Source organism: Campylobacter concisus ATCC 51562 (assembly GCF_000466745.1).
GTDB lineage: Bacteria > Campylobacterota > Campylobacteria > Campylobacterales > Campylobacteraceae > Campylobacter_A > Campylobacter_A concisus_B.
The window spans coordinates 1-16775 of sequence record NZ_ANNI01000001.1 but is presented as its reverse complement, the minus strand read 5'-3'; the positions used below and the strand labels follow the sequence as shown (position 1 = coordinate 16775).

The following is a 16775-nucleotide window of genomic DNA, read 5'->3' as shown; positions in this document are numbered from 1 at the left end:
TCCCTTACATTAGATAGATAATTGGCACGATGGTTGGGTACTTTTTGACCTTTCTAAAGATATGCTTTCTGATCACTTGGCGCACTTGTGACTCAAGCAATCTACCATCTTTTAAAAGCTCCTCTTTGACGTTGCTTAAAAACTGCGTCAAAATTTCTTGCATCTCTTTGCTAAACTCCGCATCTTGCTTGTTACCCACAAGTCCGTAGCTAATAACACGAGGCTTGTTTATAAGCTTTGCGCCATGACGTGAAATTTGAGCGATTATCATGACGACACCTGCTTCAGCAAGATTTTGTCTGTCGATCACGACATCGTCTGATATTTGTTTATTTATTTGATTGTCTATGAAGACTTTGCCGGTTTTTACCGTTTTTACACGTTTTAAGTATTTTTGACAGATCTCCATTTGATCGCCATCACTCATTAGATAGATGTTTCTCTCGTCTACGCCGCAGCTTATAGCTGTCTCTTTGTGCTTTGCGATGTGATTGTATTCGCCATGCACTGGCAAGAAAAATTTTGGTTTTATAAGACGTAGCATCAGCTTTTGCTCTTCTTGTGCTGCGTGACCGCTGACGTGGATCTCGCTAAAGTCTTGGTAAGCGACGCTTGCGCCTGATTTTATTAGGAAATTTAATACAGTTGAGATACTGCTTTCATTGCCAGGGATCGCCTTTGAGCTGATTATTATCTGATCGGTTGGCTTTATTTTGATGTATTTGTGCTCGTCGGTAGCCATTCGGTAGAGTGCGCTCATAGTCTCACCCTGAGAGCCTGTGGTAACGATCAGCACTTCGTTATCTTTAAATTTGCCAACCTCGTTAGCGTCGATGAAAATTTTCTTATCAAGCTTGATGTAGCCAAGCTCCATTGCAGTATATAAATTTCTCTCCATTGATCTACCGATGACACAGACTTTGCGGTTGTATTTTAGCCCCCACTCGATCGCCTGATAAACGCGGTGGATGTTTGAGCTAAATGTGCTCATAATGACGCGACCTTTGGCCTTTGAGAATATTGCATCAAAGGTCTTGCCAACACTGCTTTCGCTTTTAGTAAATCCTTCTCGGTAGCTATTCGTACTATCGCTCATTAGGCATAATACGCCTCTTTCACCGTAGTATGCAAGTCTGCCAAGGTCAGTTGGATAGCCATCTATCGGCGTGTGGTCGATCTTAAAGTCGCCCGTGTGGATGATGGTGCCCGCCTTTGTCGTGATGGCTAGAGCGCTAGCATCGATGATAGAGTGAGTTATGTGTATCCACTCAACCTCAAAGTCGCCTATTAGATATGGCTTTCTTTTTTCGACAGAGCGGAAAAGTGAGCGCTCTTGCTTTAAGCCGTGCTCTTCAAATTTGTTATTTATCATACCAAGTGGCAAAGGCGTAGCGTAAATTGGAAATTTAAACTCTTTGTAAAAATATGGTACTGCGCCGATGTGATCCTCGTGCGCGTGAGTGATGATGACGCCTTTTATTTTATCTTTTATTTTTCTAACATAGTCAAAGTCTGGGATGAGGATATCCACGCCGTGCATACTCTCGCTTGGAAAGCTCATGCCGATATCAACGATGATCGCGCTCGTATCGGTCTCAAATATCGTCATATTGCCGCCGATCTCACCAAGACCGCCAAGTGGCGTTATACGAATTTTATGCTCACTTGAGTTTAGATACTTCATCGGCTCTAGACGAAGCTCGTGAACGGCCTTGTTTGCCACCATTGCACTTGCGATATCTTGCTGCCATTGTTCATTGCCGTTTAGCTTGGCTGGTAAATTTTTCTTTGGCTTTTTAGCCTTTTTTGGCTTATCTTTTTGTTCTTGCGTTTTGGTTTTTGTTTCTTGCGATTCTTGTTTTTGCTCTTTTGGCTTATTGTTTTCGCTATTTTTGTTTTGATTTTTGTTATTTCTTGGCTTTTTTGGGCGAGGATTTTGGCTCTTTGGCTCGGTGTGCGTTTCAGCTTCAGCCTGCTCTGCTGCAAAGAAGTTATCTATCACGCTTTTACTTGCTAGCGAAGCTTGCTCGGTAGTTTCGCCCTCTTGTTTTGGTTTATTTTTTGGTCTAAATCTTCGTCTTTTGTTGTTTTTGCTTTGGTTAGTTACAACTTTCTCTTCGTTTTTGTCGTTCATTATCTTCCTTTAATCTTTCAAATACTTTTAGATAAGAATCGACATCTAGCTCGTGTGGACGCAAATTTTGGTTTAAAGCTAGGCTTTCAAAAATTTCTTCTAACGCATTTTTGTCAAAATTTGTAGATAAATTTTTCAAAAGCGTCTTTCTTGGCGAAGCAAATACAGCTCTTAAAAATGCTTTAAAAGCCTCGTATTGTTTTGCATCTTTGAAAATCCCGTCTTTGCCAAAAATCTTTTTTGTTTTTTGTAGTTTGATGACTGAAGATGTGACCTTTGGAGGTGGATTAAAAAGCTTTGCATCCACGTCAAACAAAAGCTCACATCTGCCTTGGAGTGAAGCGAGGATCGATAAAGCGCTAAATTCTTTATCCTTACTCTTTGCACTAAATTTAAGAGCAACCTCTTTTTGTATCATCACGATAAGCCCAAGGCATTTTTCGTCATCTATCGCATTTAGTATCATCTTCGTCGCAACGTAATAGGGCAAATTTGCGACCAAAAAGTAGTTCTCGCTACTTAGTCCGCCCTCTTGTTGCCATTGCTCTAATGCATCTTTACAAAAAAGTTTTAATTGTCCATTTTGGATCTCATTTGCAAATTTGGCCTTTAAAATTTGAAACAGCTCACAATCTATCTCAAAACAGGTTGTCTTATAAATTTGCAAAAGTCTAAATGTCAAATCACCTAAGCCAGGCCCAATCTCAATGACGTTTGCTACGTCATTGGGTATCGCTTGGATGATCTTATCTAGTGTCGCTTTGTCCTGTAAAAAATTCTGTCCAAAGTGCTTTTTTGCCTTTATCATAGCCGCGATATTAGCCAAAAATTACTTATACAATGATTACAAGTTTAGTTTAATCATATATAAAATGGACTATAATCACTAAATAACAATAAAATAAGGCATAAATTTGAGCAAAGCAAATACCTTAAAATACTTTTTATTATCACAATATTTAGAGCCGAAAACCTTAGATGAGCCAAAAAAGACAAATACCAAATTTAAAAAATCAATAGACCTTGAGATCGCAAATTTTGATGAGAAATTTCTACAAATTTTAAGGGCATTTGATAGCTCGCTTTTAAAAAATGGTATAGAAATTTCAATTTATGGTGGTATTTTTGAGACTGACTTACTTGCTATTTATATCTCAAAGCTTGCAAATTCAAAATTTGAAAAAGAGCAAGTTTTAGAGGAGCTACGCTCTGAGCAAACGAGCTTTGATAAGGCGTTTTGCTATAAATTTAAGCTTACTGGTGATTTAGTATTTTGCAAAGATGATCAAAATTTTGCTTTAAAAGATGTAGATTTAGATGATGATTTAACTCCGTTTTTTACACCAAACTCATCTGATGACCTTTTCATCCCAACAGCTCCTTGGGCAATGGCTCGCCTAGATCATCTAAAAGAGATAAATCAAAGTGACTTTAGCAAAGAGTGCGAGCGCATAAAAGACAAGCTATCTATCTATAAAGAAAAAATGGAATTTGGCAAATATATAAAGCTTATAAACGATGAGCTAAAAAGTGTACTTAAAACACCATTTTGTAATGATTTCTTAAGGCTTGAAGTAAAGATCATAAATCCAAATTTTAAAGAAAATGATAGCCTTTTAAATAGCTTTTTTATAGATGATATAAATTTGCTTATCAAATTTTACGAGTCAGGTAGGACGCACGAGCTAACGGATCAATTTTTAGACGAGGGCAGTGAGAATAAATTTGAAAGACTTGATGTAAGAGATGAGCAAAATAAAAGGCTTGTTAGAGATTTTTTTAAAGCAGAGGAGTATCCAAGATCAGCCTTTGCTAGCGACTTTGCTTTAAATTTCTCACAGCAAATTGCTGTTAATAACATCATTAAAAAATTTAAAGAAAGAAGTGGTGGAATTTATAGCGTAAATGGCGCTCCAGGAACCGGTAAAACAACGCTTTTAAAAGACGTAATGGCTGAAGTTGTTACGCTTAGGGCGATAAAGCTTGCACAAATGAGTAGACATGATATCTTTGCTCCAGTTCGAGATAGTAGCGATAAGGTGCTTTATTTCACTCTAAATAAAGAACTCCAGGGCTATGAGATGGTTGTTAGCTCTTGCAATAACGGTGCGGTTGAAATTTTAAGTAAAGAGCTTAGCCAACTAAAAAGCATCGGTAGTTACGCAGGCGAGATTGATTATTTTAAATTTATAGCTACAAGGCTTCTCTCGGCCGATGAAAAGACAAATTTTGGAGAAAAATCTTTTATCTCAAAACCTGCATGGGGGCTTTTTTGCATACCTCTTGGCTCAAAGCAAAATAAGTCAAATTTTGTTTTTAATGCGATTAATGGCGTAAAGATCGAAAAAACGCATAGTCAGTTTGAAGATATTTCAAAAGAATTTAAAGAATTTATAGAACAAGATGGCTTTTTAATGGGGCTTGGCAAATACTTGGCTACCGGCGAAGGAATTGATGATTACGACGAGGCAAAGGAGAAATTTAATCAAGCCCTACATGAAGTAAATCTACTTTTTAGCGAGATCAGGATCAAAGAAGAGGAGCTAAAAAGTATAAATAGTGAGCTTATAAATATCGATAAAAGACTTGATAACTATAATTCAGCAAAGCAAATAGATGAGCTCTTAAGGCCACTAATAGATGAACTGGATTTGAGCAAAAATGAGCTAGAGCAAAAGGTGGCTGAAGCTAACGAGCTAACAAAGCTTATTAGTCAGAATGAAATTTTGCAAGAGTATCTGAGTGCGCCTATAAAGCCATCATTTTTTATTTTCCAGCAAATTTTAAAGACACAAGCTTTTGAAAAATATAACAGTGAAGCGCAAAAAGTTAGTGAGATAAATCGCCAAATAGCTGAGCAAAATTTGAAAGCAAGCAAGCAAAATAGTGAAAATAAAGAGAAGAATGAAGCAAAATTAAACGAACTAAAAGCTAAAATAACTCAGCTTGAAGAGAAAATTTTAGAACTTAACACCAAGATAGACCATCTCAACAAACTTAATGGTGACTTTGTTAGACGTCAAAAATTAATTGGCAGAAGCGAAGAACTTGATAGCTTTTTAAATGGTAGTTTTAATCAGAGTAATGAAGGAATGCAAAAGAGTATGCCATTTATGATGGAGCGTGATCTTGATGAGAAACCCCACAAGACGAAGCTTTTTAAGTCAAGAATCAAGCTTTTTAAAGAAGCGCTTAATCTGCATAAAGCCACTATCTTTGCTCGCAAAGAAGCTGTTAGAACAAATTTGCGAGCTCTTAGCGTTATATTTAATGATGAAAAAATGGCTGAAAAAAACGGGCTTGAAGCTAAAGATAGACGTGAAATAATAAAAGGATTGTTTTTGCTAACGCCAGTTGTTAGTTCTACTTTCGCATCTTTTAATAATACTTTTAAAGAGCTACTAAATGGCGATATAGGTTTGCTCTTAATAGATGAAGCAGGGCAGGTAAATTTAACTAACGCATTAGGTGCACTGCTTCGTTCAAACATGGCTGTTGTAGTTGGTGATCCACTTCAACTTGAGCCTGTTGTAACATTACCGCCAGCTTTAAATAACGCTATTTTACGCTACTGTGATGCAAAGGATGAGTTTAATCTACTAAAATCATCAGTTCAACTTCGAGCCGATAAAGTACAAAATATTGGTACATATATAAAAGGAGAGGGTAAGTCCATTTGGGTTGGTTCACCACTTATCGTTCATAGAAGGTGTGCCGATCCTATGTTTAAAATTTCAAACGAAACAACATATGATGATATGATGATACTTGGTAGAAGTAGTGAAAGTAAACTTAGTGACCCTAACATCAAAACAGAATGGATTGATGTTAGTAGTGATGAATGGATAGGTAATTATAATAAAGCTGAAGGCATGATCGTTAAAAAGCTTTTAGATAGTAAGCTAGCCAAGCTAAAAGATAGCGTTAAAATAATAACACCTTTTAAAGATGTTTGTAAAAATTTAAAAGAGGCCTGTACTATTCACACCATGCAAGGCAAAGAAGCCGATGTTATTATCTTTGTCCTTGGCGGTGCTACAAAAGGTGCTAGAGCATGGGCTGCTAGTACGCCAAATTTACTAAATGTAGCACTAACAAGAGCAAAAGAGGTTGTTTATATAGTTGGCAACCGAGAAAATTGGTCTAATTTGCCATATTTTGAGGTAGCAGCTAGAAAAATAGATAAAGGACAGATTTGAATCATTTTGCAAAACGCATAATCCCATGCCTTGATGTAAAAGATGGCAGAGTTGTAAAGGGTGTAAATTTCGTAGGACTTGTTGACGCTGGAGATCCTGTCGAGATAGCTAAAAGATACAATGACGAGGGCGCTGATGAGCTTTGCTTTTTAGATATCACTGCCTCTCATCTTGGGCGTGATACGATAGTTGATGTCGTTAAAAAGGTTGCAAGTAAGCTTTTTATCCCACTAACAGTTGGCGGAGGTATACGTACGATCGATGATATATCACGCCTTTTAAATGCTGGCTGCGATAAAGTAAGCTTAAATTCATCAGCGATAAAAGATCCAAATTTGATTGATGAGGCAGCTAAGAAATTTGGCTCGCAATGTGTTGTAGTGGCGATCGATGCTAAAAAGATTGAAAATGGTTATAGTGTTTTTATAAATGGTGGCAGGATTGATACCAAAAAAGATGCCTTTTCTTGGGCTAAAGAGGTTGAGTTACGCGGAGCGGGGGAGATATTACTAACGTCCATGGATAATGACGGTGTCAAACAAGGCTTTAATCTTGAGCTAACAAAGGTATTTAGCACGCTTTCTATACCAACTATCGCAAGTGGCGGCGCTGGTAAGATGGAGCACTTTAAAGAGGCTTTTGAAGCCGGGGCTGATGCATGTTTAGCAGCTTCGATATTTCACTTTGGCGAAATCGAGATAAAAAAGCTAAAAGAGTATCTCAAGGCAAATGGCGTTGAGGTTAGACTCTGATGTTAGTTATCTCCGCTGGAAAAAACGAAATCTTTGACTTTGCTTTGCCAATGGGTGTGGGGCTAGTTGATATGGCGATAAATTTGACAAAATTTTTGCAGAAACGAGCATGTATTGGAGCGGATGAAAAGAGTATAAATTTAAAAAATATCGATCTACACTATCTTGCAAAGATCGAGGCTAAATTTGCAAACTCATCAAATCCAGAGCTAAAGAATCTAAGCCAAAATTTGTCAAAAAATCCTGAACGAAATTTATATCAGATGCCAGAAAAGATAGTTTTCGTTGGCTCAGCTGGTCTTTATAAAGATGGTGAAATTTTACAAATTTATGAAAGTTCGGTTGGGGCAAATATTGAAATTTCTAGCGTAGAAAATAGATCTTATTCGCCTATCGAGTGTGAAATTTCTTCTATCGTTTCACGTGGAACTATTAAAATAAATTCGTCAAATTTCATAACGACAGACAAAAATTTGGCTCATAAGATATTTGAAAAAGGCTATTTTTTAGAAAATATGGAGTTTTTTTCTGTTCTAAAAGTAGCTCAAATTTTTAAAATTCCAGCTTATGGAATTTTCGTAGCGACAAATTTTTGTAATAAAAATGCACATACTGATTTTATAAAAAATCACGCAGAGGCCAAGAAAATTCTAACAAAATATATAAAGGAAAATATGTGATAAATTTGCTTGATCTTAGTATTGATGAGCTAAAAGAGTTAGTTTCTCCACCATTTAGAGCAACACAAATCTACGAGTGGATATATAAAAAAAATGCAACCGAATTTAGCCAAATGCTAAATTTACCTAAAGATATGCGTCAAGATCTGGCTGAAAAATTTTATATCGATCCTTTAAAATGTGTAAAATTTGAGCAAAGTAGTGATGGTTCGATCAAGTATCTTTTTGAGCTAAAAGATGGGCTAAAGATAGAGAGTGTCTTACTCCCGATGAAAGAGGAGATTAGTGATGAGAATGGAAAGGTCAGTCGCCATGCTCGTTATACGGTTTGTGTTAGTTCGCAGGTTGGCTGTAAAATGGGATGTGCTTTTTGTCTAACAGCAAAGGGTGGACTTGTTAGAAATTTGACTGCCGGTGAGATCGTAGGGCAAATTTTATGGATAAAAAGAGAGAATAACATACCATATGAGAGGCGCATAAATGTCGTTTATATGGGCATGGGTGAGCCACTCGATAATCTTACTAACGTTAGTAAAGCGATCAAAATTTTAGCTCTTAACGAGGGTCTAGCCATATCGCCGCGTCGTCAAACCGTTTCAACTAGTGGCCTTGGCAGCCAGATAAAAAAGCTTGGCGAGATGGATCTTGGTGTGTTATTGGCTATATCGCTTCATGCTGTTACTAATGAGCTTAGAAGCCGTCTAATGCCGATAAATAAGGCGTATAATATCGAGGCTGTTATGGATGCTGTTAGAGGATTTCCTATTGATATGCGAAAGCGTGTGATGTTTGAATACCTTGTTATCAAGGATTTAAACGATAGCGTGAGTGATGCTAAAAAGTTGGTAAAACTACTTCATGGTATAAAAGCGAAGGTAAATCTTATATATTTTAACCCACATGAGGGCAGTGAATTTGGACGACCTGAGCTTACCAGCATGCTAAAATTTCAAGAATATCTAAGAGATCATGGCGTCACCTGCACGATCAGACAGAGCAAAGGACTTGATATAAGTGCAGCTTGTGGGCAATTAAAACAACGCAATGAAAATGCAAAATTTAAAACCATTGTCAGTGATAAAAATTTAAAAAGACAGTCGCTTGAAAATAATAGTAAAGCCAGTGTGAGTTAGAATGAGTGCACTTGATATAGCCGAAATAGTCTTTGTTGCTGTTGTGGTTTTACTTGGATTAGGGCTTATTTTAAAAGTTTTAAAAGATGAAAAAGATAGGCATAAATTCTAAGCCTTAACATTAAGAAAAATCTAGCTCACATAAAGAAATAAAATAGAATACTAATTACATAAACTACAAAATTATTATTGTGGTATCTAAAAGCGATAAACTTTGGCAAAAGTAGGTAAAGATTTATTAAAAAAAGAAAATTTTAGACTAAAGTAAACCTTCTTTTGCAAATCTATAAAATTCGCTTTCAGCGTCAAATTTGCTTTTTATGTTATAAAAAATTTCATCAAATTTAAAAGAAATTTCATCTGAGTGGAGCAAGAGCCTTTTTGCTCCAGTTAAATTTATCCGTTCACGCTCGCTCATCTCTTTATCTAAAATTTTCTCGATCTGTGGACGTGACAAACCATAAAGTGGTTCGCCAAGTATCTTGTGTTTCACATGAAACAAATGTAAGCGAATCTGATGCTGCCTGCCAGTGAGTGGGATAGCCTGAACCAAAGTCGTATCGATGTCGTCAAAATATTTGATCGGCAAAATTTTAGTCACCGCACTCTTGCCATTTTCACAAATTTGCATTCGCATTTTCACATCGTCGTAGTTGTTCGCTAGATCCATTTTGGCATCGATAGTAAATTCTCGCTCGATCTTGCCTTGTACCATCGCGACGTAGCTTTTAGAAACCTCTCTATTTTCAAAAATTTTCTTTAGTTTAATCGTAGAATTTCTATCTTTGCCCACGACTATCACGCCGCTCGTCTCAAAATCAAGCCTATGTGCCACGCTCGCATCTCGTCCAAAAAGCGTATAAATTTCATCATTTAGCGAGTACTCACAGTGTCTGCCATTTGGGTGACTCAGCACTCCACTTGGCTTGTCAAATACCGCAAAGCTCTCACACTCAAAGATCGGCTTAAGTCCCTTTGGCTCCGCCTCATAGTCGATCAAAAAAATATCGCCACACAAAATGGCATTTTTCTCACTCACGACACTACCGCCACATATCAGCCTACCTTTATCTATGAGGCGTTGCGCTTCTCTCATGCTAAAGCCAGTTTTCATTAAAATTTCATACGCTTTTTGTTTGTTTGTAGTGGCAATAAATCTATTTACGTAGGGCAAAGGTAATCCTTTTAAAAATGAGTAAGCTATCTTAAGCACAAATTTATAAGCATATAACCGACATTTCAGCACGGATTTTATATAATCCAAACTTAAATTTTATAAGTCGCAGTGCCGTAAAAACGGCGTTTTTACCCATTAAAAGAAGTAAAATTTTAATCTATTTTTAGTAAAATTTAATCTTATTATAACATATTTTTTAAAATAAGATGTCTAATATTAAATTTTAAATGACGATATCATTTAAAAAAACCGCCCTTTGTTTAACTTCTTTCGGCAGATACTTCGCATAGGAGCGATAAGTCTCGTTCAAGTCCTTATGCCCCATCATTTTACAGCCCACCCACATAGGTTCCTCGCCGCGGCTCAGCATGACGGAAGCAAAGGAGTGTCTAGTATCATAAAGCCTGCGAGTATTGTAACCAAGTTTTACTTGCAAATCATTAAATTTAAGCCGCATCATAGACCGAGAAAGCCTAAAAATCCGCTGGCTTTTGTCGCCGCTATCAAGCTTTATGAGTTCATTATAGACGATTTGCAGCATATCGATCGTGCGGTTGCTGGATTTAGTTTTCGGCGAATCCACGATGCCGACGTCCGAAAGCGTTTTATTTATCCGGATTTGCCTATTTTCAAAGTCTAGATCGCCGAAAGTAAGAGCTAAAATTTCACCGGTTCGAGCGCCAGTAAAGAACGCCACGACCAAAAACAGCCGCAGCTCGTCGTCGGCGTTTTTAATGAGTTTCAAAATTTCATCAAGGCTAAACGGCGGAAATTTTTCATCCTCCAATTCATCGAGGTGTTGCTTAAATCTAGGGATAAAAAACGGATTTTTGGAGATTATGTCATTACTTACGGCATATCGAAAAATCATCTTAAAAAAGGAGCAATAGCCGCTAATAGAGCTATCCTTTAATCCTTTATTCTTACAAAATTTAACGAATTCTACGCTGTGATACCTCTCAAAATCGGCTAGGTAGAAGATACCATTAGTGTTTAAAAATTCCGTGATCGTATGGCTCATAATCACGTAAAGCCGCCTAGTTTTATCCTTTAAAAACGACTTCTCGGCAAGGAGACGATCGATCACGCTATCAAAGCTAAACTCACTAGAATTTTTAATAGCGCCGGCGTCTTTCTCCCCTTTTCTAAGGAGCCTGTCGGTTTGTAAGTCCTCGAGTTCGCGATACCGGCGTTTAGCCTCCGCGATATCGGATTTAGAGCCGAGAAATAAATCGTAATTTTTACGAACGAAATCAAACGCCAAAGGTGACTTTTTAAGACCCGTAGCACGGCGAATTCTAACGCCGTCCCTTTGACAATCGATATAAAAACGTCCGTGTTGCACGTAGATATTTTTATTTTTTTCTAAATTTTTCATACGAGTAACTTTATCAAAATTTAATTAAAAGTAAGCGAAAAGTCGCCGCCTTTAAGGTTAAAATTTTTTGAAATAAAAATTTTTTGCTTAAAGTGCGATTTTACGGAGATTGAAATTCTCAAAACAAGCAAAAAATCAATTAAGAAAAGCGATTTTTTACAAAATCTCGCTAATAATTAATTTTTATTTTTAAGTTTTATATAATAAAATACTCATAAAACAAAATCGTTATCGCCATTAATTCAATTAAGTAAAAGTTACATAAAAAGTTTAAGCTTTTACAAAATCTCGCCCGCCCTTACCATAGTGTAAAAAACAAATTTAAAAAAGGGAAAAAATAAAATTTAGATAGAGTCTGTGTTGCTGAAAATTTAAATTTTTAGAATTTTAATTAAATTTTAGATAACTTAAATTTTTCTTAAAAATATATTTATATATGCAGAGAGGAAATTTTAAAGAATTATTACTTAATGCGATGAGAAAATTTTAAATTAGAAGCTAAAACGATTTTAAAGGCTATTAAAGCCGCATAGATAAAAAATAAGAAAGAAATAGGGGAAAAAGCTTATTTTTGATTGTAGAGCATTTAAAAGGCATTTGTGAGCGTTTTTGAATTTTAGCATTTTTCGATTTTTTATATATCACTTTTTAAAAGTTTTTTAAATTTAACAAATGATAGACTGATGAAAAATAATCTAGCAAAAGGATTTAAGGTGGCAGAAGAGCTGACGCAAGAGCAAATGGCTGAATGGGCATATTTAAGCGAGGACGAACAGACGCTTACAGCTTCGAGTATACATAAAGGGGAAGAAAACGAGCCGCAAACGCAAAATAAAGATATAGACGACACGAGAGACAAAATTTTAGATTGTCGAGAAGCCATAGAAAACACCGGGTTGTTTAAAAGCAGCGAAACAAGCGCAGTAGCTTGCGTAAGAGAATTTTATACCGCATACGGAACGGACGACGATAGCAAGGTTCAAGAAGCGATCAACGATATTTATAAAACCAATATGAGTCTAAGGGATGTGACCGAAATAAAAGAGCTCACCCTAAGAGAAATGAATATGGACTTAAAAGAGGACTTCGACAACGGCAAAGAATACACCATACGAGACATTAACAAAAAATTTGCCTACGAAGTAACGGGAGCTGCAAATTTAAGCAAAGACGCGCAGCAAGCCGTAGAAATACTAGGCGAAAAAGAGCTGTTAGATACGAGAATCAGGGAAAGACAGGCGGAGTTGGACGAATTTAAAAGCCCGAAAGCAAAAAGAGAATTCGTAAAAGACAGATTGGACGGCGTAGAAAAAAATGAGTCCTTAAAAGAGAGTCTGCAAATTTTAAAAGAGAAAGAAAAAATAGAAGAGCAAATCAAGGCAAAAGAAGAGCAAATCGCCAAAAAGGAAAAAGGGGAAGAAAAAGAGCCAAGCCCCGAGCAAAACGAACCACAGCCGGGCAGAGAAAACGGCGCAGAGCAAGAAGACTGGAATAAGAGAGCCGACGAGCTAGAAATGCAGCACGAAAAGGAGCTCGAAGACCTCAAAGATAAGCAATCGAAGCTTGAAGCGAATTTTCAAAAATCGATCGACAACCTAATGAATAGCGATGGGATAAACGGCATTATAACCGCGCTGCAAGAGATGGACAGAAGCCTTGAGATGATGCTAAAACAGGGTAAAGAAGAAAGCATCGCCAAAGATCGTCAGCGCCAAGAAAAGCTTGATCTAGCCTTTGACAGTCCTAAATTTAAAGAGGCTGTCGGCGATTTGGTAAAAGAGGTCTATACGCAACGCAAAAAAGTCAAAGGCGGTTTTAAAGAGATGGAGAACGAGCGGGCTAATTACGCTAAATTACAAACGACCTATGAAAAAGAAACCAAAAAAGGGCTTGACGTCAAAGGATACGAAAAGCTAAAAAAGATGATGGGTGACATCGAAAAAGAAACGCCGAATTTTAAAGACAGCTACCCTAAATTTTATCAAAAGGTAAACGATACGCTAGTGCAGACCAAAGACAAAATTTTAAACAAGGCCAAAGGGCAAGAAAATGAAAATGACAGAGGCAGGAGCCTATAATGAGCAATATAACGCCAAAACAAAGAAGAAACGTGATTGAGGGTGACTTGGAAAATTATGTCAAAAGCGAAAACGATTTTTTGAGCCTAAGAAAGAGCTTTATAGACTTAAATTTTAGCCTAGCCCTAGCGTGCGAGCACGACGAACAAAGGGCAAAAAAGTACCTAGATGCAGCCAGAGAGATACAAGGACTCGAAGATAAGCAGGACAAGAGGGGAAAGTGGGAAATAAACGAGGATAACAACAAAAAAGTGATGACCCCGCACAAGGACGACGAAAAATTTCAAACCAAATTCGAAAAGGAAAACCCGCTCCTTTTCAGGCAGCTACAAAACGAGCTAGAGCTCATGAATAACGAAGCAAGGTTATACGAAAAAATTAAAGACAACAAAGACAAAGGCATAGATAAATTAACGCCGCTTTACGTAGAGTTGCAAGAGGGGCAAATCGATGTAAAAAGAAGACACGGAGACGAGGTGGGCAAGCCGATAGATACCGATAGATTTAGGTATAGCTATCCAAACGCTACCAAAACGCTAGAACAAACCATCGAAAAATGGGCAGAAAAGGAAACTAAAAAAGAAAATACCGAGCAGAAAGGAAGAGAGATATGAAGAAAACATTAATATCTATTGGTGCGGCAACGGCGCTATTTTTTAGCAGCGCAAACGCAGGAGGCGTTCCGGTTATAGACGTGGCCGCGATAGCTCAAGCGGTAATGGGCTATACTCAAACGCTAAAAGACTATGCTGAGCAAATCAAGCAGTACGAGCAAATGGTCAAAGATACGCTAAATTTTGAAAAACAGATGGCCGAGCTCGGCATAGATATGAACAGCATCTACGATATACTAGGCGATGCGCAAAGCATGATCAGTCAAATGCAAAGTATCTACGATAACGTCAAAAATATCCCCAATGACATAATGGGCGATATAGCGAGAGTGCAAAACGCGTGCTCGTTTTTGGAAAATAATAGCCAATTTTTCGGAATGACGCTAGGAAAAACCAAGAGCTCAATCAAAAGCAAGGTTAATCGCTGCACTTACGCATTGCGAGACGGCGCAAATTTGAGCAAAAGCATAGACGAGCTGACCGAGCAGATGAATAAAGCCGTCGATCCTATCCAAAGAGCGAACTATCAAGCGCAAATCAACAACATAAAAAATGCCGAGAAATTCCTGCAAGAAAGGGATAATATCGAGAAAACAAACGCCTTGTTAGCCTTTGAAGATACCTTTCATAGCGACGATAAGACCAATCCTTACTCAAAAGCGAAAATGAACGACGATTTAAAGCAGCTTTCAAAGCAGCTGAGCAAACCAAACAACCAAAAGCAAGCTCAAGCCCTCACGAACTCGATACTGCTTAAAATTTTAGAAAATTTGCAGCATCAATACGAGCTGAATATCAACTATACCAGCACGATGGCTACTAGCAAGCAGCTAAACGAAAGCGGCAGCAATAAAAATTTAACCGAAGAGAGCTTTAATCAGTCGGTCGTAGAATATAAGCGCAACGACGCCATATTTGAGCCAGAAACCAAGCAGCTCCCGAAAGATGAGCTGGGACTACCAAAATTCGTATATTTCAAATAAAGGGGAAAGAATGAAAAAACTAGTTTTTAGTTTGATCGTAGGTGCAATTTTTGCGGCAAGCGGCGCGACCGCAAAAGAGACGAGCGCAAAGGATACGGCGACAAAGACGTCTGCTCCAAAAGAGCTCGGCGACGTATTTACCGGCGATAAGAAACTGGCATGCGAAGCGGTGCTATGCCTCGCAAGCGCTACTCGCCCGCCGGAGTGCGCCGCAAGCCTTAAAAAGTACTATTCGATTACGGCTAAAAAGGCGCATAAGCAGGCTCAAAAAAGACAAGCATTTTTAGATCTGTGTCCAAGATGAAAGAAAATCTAGTCGAGCTCGCGCTCGATGAAATTTTAAAAAATAACGGCTACTTTGAAAAAAGAGACAAAAGTAGCCGTAACTACAAAACGCTTACGAACGACTACGGAGATACGATAGTCGTATCGCGCCAATCAAACGGCCACTACTTATATTTTAATCCAAATGACAGTACCGATCGGGGCAATATTTACAGCTTCGCTAAAAATCGCGGAGTAGAAGTAAAAGATTTAATAGACGAAGACAAAATAAAAGATATAAAGGAGTTACAAAACAATACTATACCAAAAGCAACTACTAAAAAAATCGATAATGAAATAATAGAAAAATTTAAAAAATTAGATAAGACGGATAAAAATTCATTTTTAATTAGCCGTAGGAAGCTAAGCGGAGAACTATTGGCACAATTTAGCAGCCTAAAACAAGACAGTAAATACCAAAACGCGGTCGTACCGACGTACACGTTAACGTCAGTGCAAACGGACGCCGGCACGAAAGAGTTTTTAAAGCAAAGCGGAACGATAAGCTATCTCTCAAAGCCCTTAACACACGATCCGCAAGGAAAAGCATACGATAAGCCTATCAAACAGCTTTGCAACGGAAATAAGGGGCTAGAAATTTTAAAAGCCGATAACGCACATAAAAGCCCCAAAGAATTTAAAAATATAATAATCAGCGAGAGCATGATCGACACGCTATCGTTTTGCGAGATGAAAGGGATAAATTTGCAAGAGACGCTGCTATGCTCGACCAACGGGCAAATATCGACATCGCAAAAAGATGCGATTAAAGCGCTTCGCAAGCTCGCCCCGGATGCAAAATTTACGCTAGCGTTCGATAATGACGATCGCGGCAAAGAGTTTGGCAAGATCGTAGAGCAAATAGTGCCGAATGCTGACAGGCAAATGCCTATATTAAAGGACTTTAACGATGATTTGGTAGTCGGCAAAGCATTGGGGCTAGCAGCGCGCAATATTAGTAAAGAAAACATTTTAAAGCCTTTGAGCGAGCTTGGCAAGAAAGTAGAGTATTTATCAAAGAAATATGATTTTTTAGAGCCTTGCGCAAAGAATGAGCGCGTAAATGAGCTTTTAAGATTTAATCCTTCAAAATTTAAAGAGATAGCCCCAAAGGTGCAGCGTCTGCCCGGAATGAGAGAATGCTTTAAGCGACTTAATCTCGTCGAAAAAAAAATCGGCAGGGAGTATTCTAGGGCTATATGATTTATAGAATATTGATTAATTCGGGCAATCAAGATTTAAGCTGGTTTTTGAAGTTTAAGGTTTATATAAGCTTTTGGAATTTATATCTTATCCCCTTTATTTGGGGGTTTGATAGAGATT

The 16775-nt window shown here is 37.7% G+C and carries 13 protein-coding genes; 9 read left to right on the top strand and 4 right to left on the bottom strand.

Annotation, left to right across the window (positions count from 1 at the left end; translation table 11 throughout):
* Positions 1-4: 4 nt before the first annotated feature.
* Positions 5-2134 (bottom strand): ribonuclease J, encoded by a 2130-nt coding sequence (locus ATCC51562_RS00065; RefSeq protein ID WP_181001531.1) that lies wholly within the window; start codon positions 2132-2134, stop codon positions 5-7.
* Positions 2100-2942: a 16S rRNA (adenine(1518)-N(6)/adenine(1519)-N(6))-dimethyltransferase RsmA gene (gene rsmA / locus ATCC51562_RS00060; protein ID WP_035167078.1), complete on the bottom strand. Its 843-nt coding sequence runs from the start codon at positions 2940-2942 to the stop codon at positions 2100-2102. Before rsmA ends, ATCC51562_RS00065 begins: the two co-directional genes overlap by 35 nt.
* Positions 2943-3048: 106 nt before the next feature.
* Between rsmA and ATCC51562_RS00055 the strand changes: the two genes are divergently transcribed.
* The 4 genes from ATCC51562_RS00055 to rlmN are packed head-to-tail and all read left to right on the top strand — an operon-like array spanning position 3049 to position 8898.
* Positions 3049-6333: a DEAD/DEAH box helicase gene (locus ATCC51562_RS00055; RefSeq protein WP_021090384.1), complete on the top strand. Its 3285-nt coding sequence runs from the start codon at positions 3049-3051 to the stop codon at positions 6331-6333.
* Positions 6330-7085, top strand: a complete 756-nt coding sequence (gene hisF, locus ATCC51562_RS00050; protein WP_021090348.1) for an imidazole glycerol phosphate synthase subunit HisF — start codon at positions 6330-6332, stop codon at positions 7083-7085. Before ATCC51562_RS00055 ends, hisF begins: the two co-directional genes overlap by 4 nt.
* Complete coding sequence (locus tag ATCC51562_RS00045) at positions 7085-7765, top strand: purine-nucleoside phosphorylase (protein WP_021090304.1); 681 nt, start codon at positions 7085-7087, stop codon at positions 7763-7765. The genes hisF and ATCC51562_RS00045 overlap by 1 nt, the downstream gene beginning before the upstream one ends.
* Entirely contained in the window at positions 7762-8898 is a 1137-nt protein-coding gene (gene rlmN / locus ATCC51562_RS00040; protein ID WP_021090307.1) for a 23S rRNA (adenine(2503)-C(2))-methyltransferase RlmN, read from the top strand. Before ATCC51562_RS00045 ends, rlmN begins: the two co-directional genes overlap by 4 nt.
* 259 nt (positions 8899-9157) lie before the next feature.
* Here rlmN and ATCC51562_RS00035 read toward each other — a convergent pair whose 3' ends face one another.
* Together ATCC51562_RS00035 and ATCC51562_RS00030 are read right to left on the bottom strand one after the other, a co-directional pair.
* Positions 9158-10072, bottom strand: a complete 915-nt coding sequence (locus tag ATCC51562_RS00035; RefSeq protein WP_021090353.1) for a pseudouridine synthase family protein — start codon at positions 10070-10072, stop codon at positions 9158-9160.
* 226 nt (positions 10073-10298) lie between these two features.
* Entirely contained in the window at positions 10299-11453 is a 1155-nt protein-coding gene (locus tag ATCC51562_RS00030; protein ID WP_002953805.1) for a tyrosine-type recombinase/integrase, read from the bottom strand.
* Positions 11454-12166: 713 nt separating this feature from the next.
* Between ATCC51562_RS00030 and ATCC51562_RS00025 the strand changes: the two genes are divergently transcribed.
* Genes ATCC51562_RS00025 through ATCC51562_RS00005 form a run of 5 tightly spaced genes read left to right on the top strand, consistent with a single transcriptional unit; the run spans position 12167 to position 16655 of the window.
* Positions 12167-13531, top strand: a complete 1365-nt coding sequence (locus ATCC51562_RS00025) for a hypothetical protein (protein ID WP_235044170.1) — start codon at positions 12167-12169, stop codon at positions 13529-13531.
* On the top strand, positions 13531-14145 hold the full coding sequence (locus ATCC51562_RS00020) for a hypothetical protein (RefSeq protein WP_021090369.1): 615 nt from the start codon (positions 13531-13533) through the stop codon (positions 14143-14145). The genes ATCC51562_RS00025 and ATCC51562_RS00020 overlap by 1 nt, the downstream gene beginning before the upstream one ends.
* Positions 14142-15128: a type IV secretion system protein gene (locus ATCC51562_RS00015; protein ID WP_002952050.1), complete on the top strand. Its 987-nt coding sequence runs from the start codon at positions 14142-14144 to the stop codon at positions 15126-15128. The genes ATCC51562_RS00020 and ATCC51562_RS00015 overlap by 4 nt, the downstream gene beginning before the upstream one ends.
* 10 nt (positions 15129-15138) lie before the next feature.
* Positions 15139-15432, top strand: coding sequence for a TrbM/KikA/MpfK family conjugal transfer protein (locus tag ATCC51562_RS00010; RefSeq protein ID WP_002952049.1), 294 nt, complete (start codon positions 15139-15141; stop codon positions 15430-15432).
* Positions 15429-16655 carry a toprim domain-containing protein gene (locus ATCC51562_RS00005; protein ID WP_021090406.1) on the top strand — a complete coding sequence of 409 codons (1227 nt, stop codon included), beginning with the start codon at positions 15429-15431 and terminating at the stop codon, positions 16653-16655. The genes ATCC51562_RS00010 and ATCC51562_RS00005 overlap by 4 nt, the downstream gene beginning before the upstream one ends.
* Positions 16656-16775 lie beyond the last annotated feature (120 nt).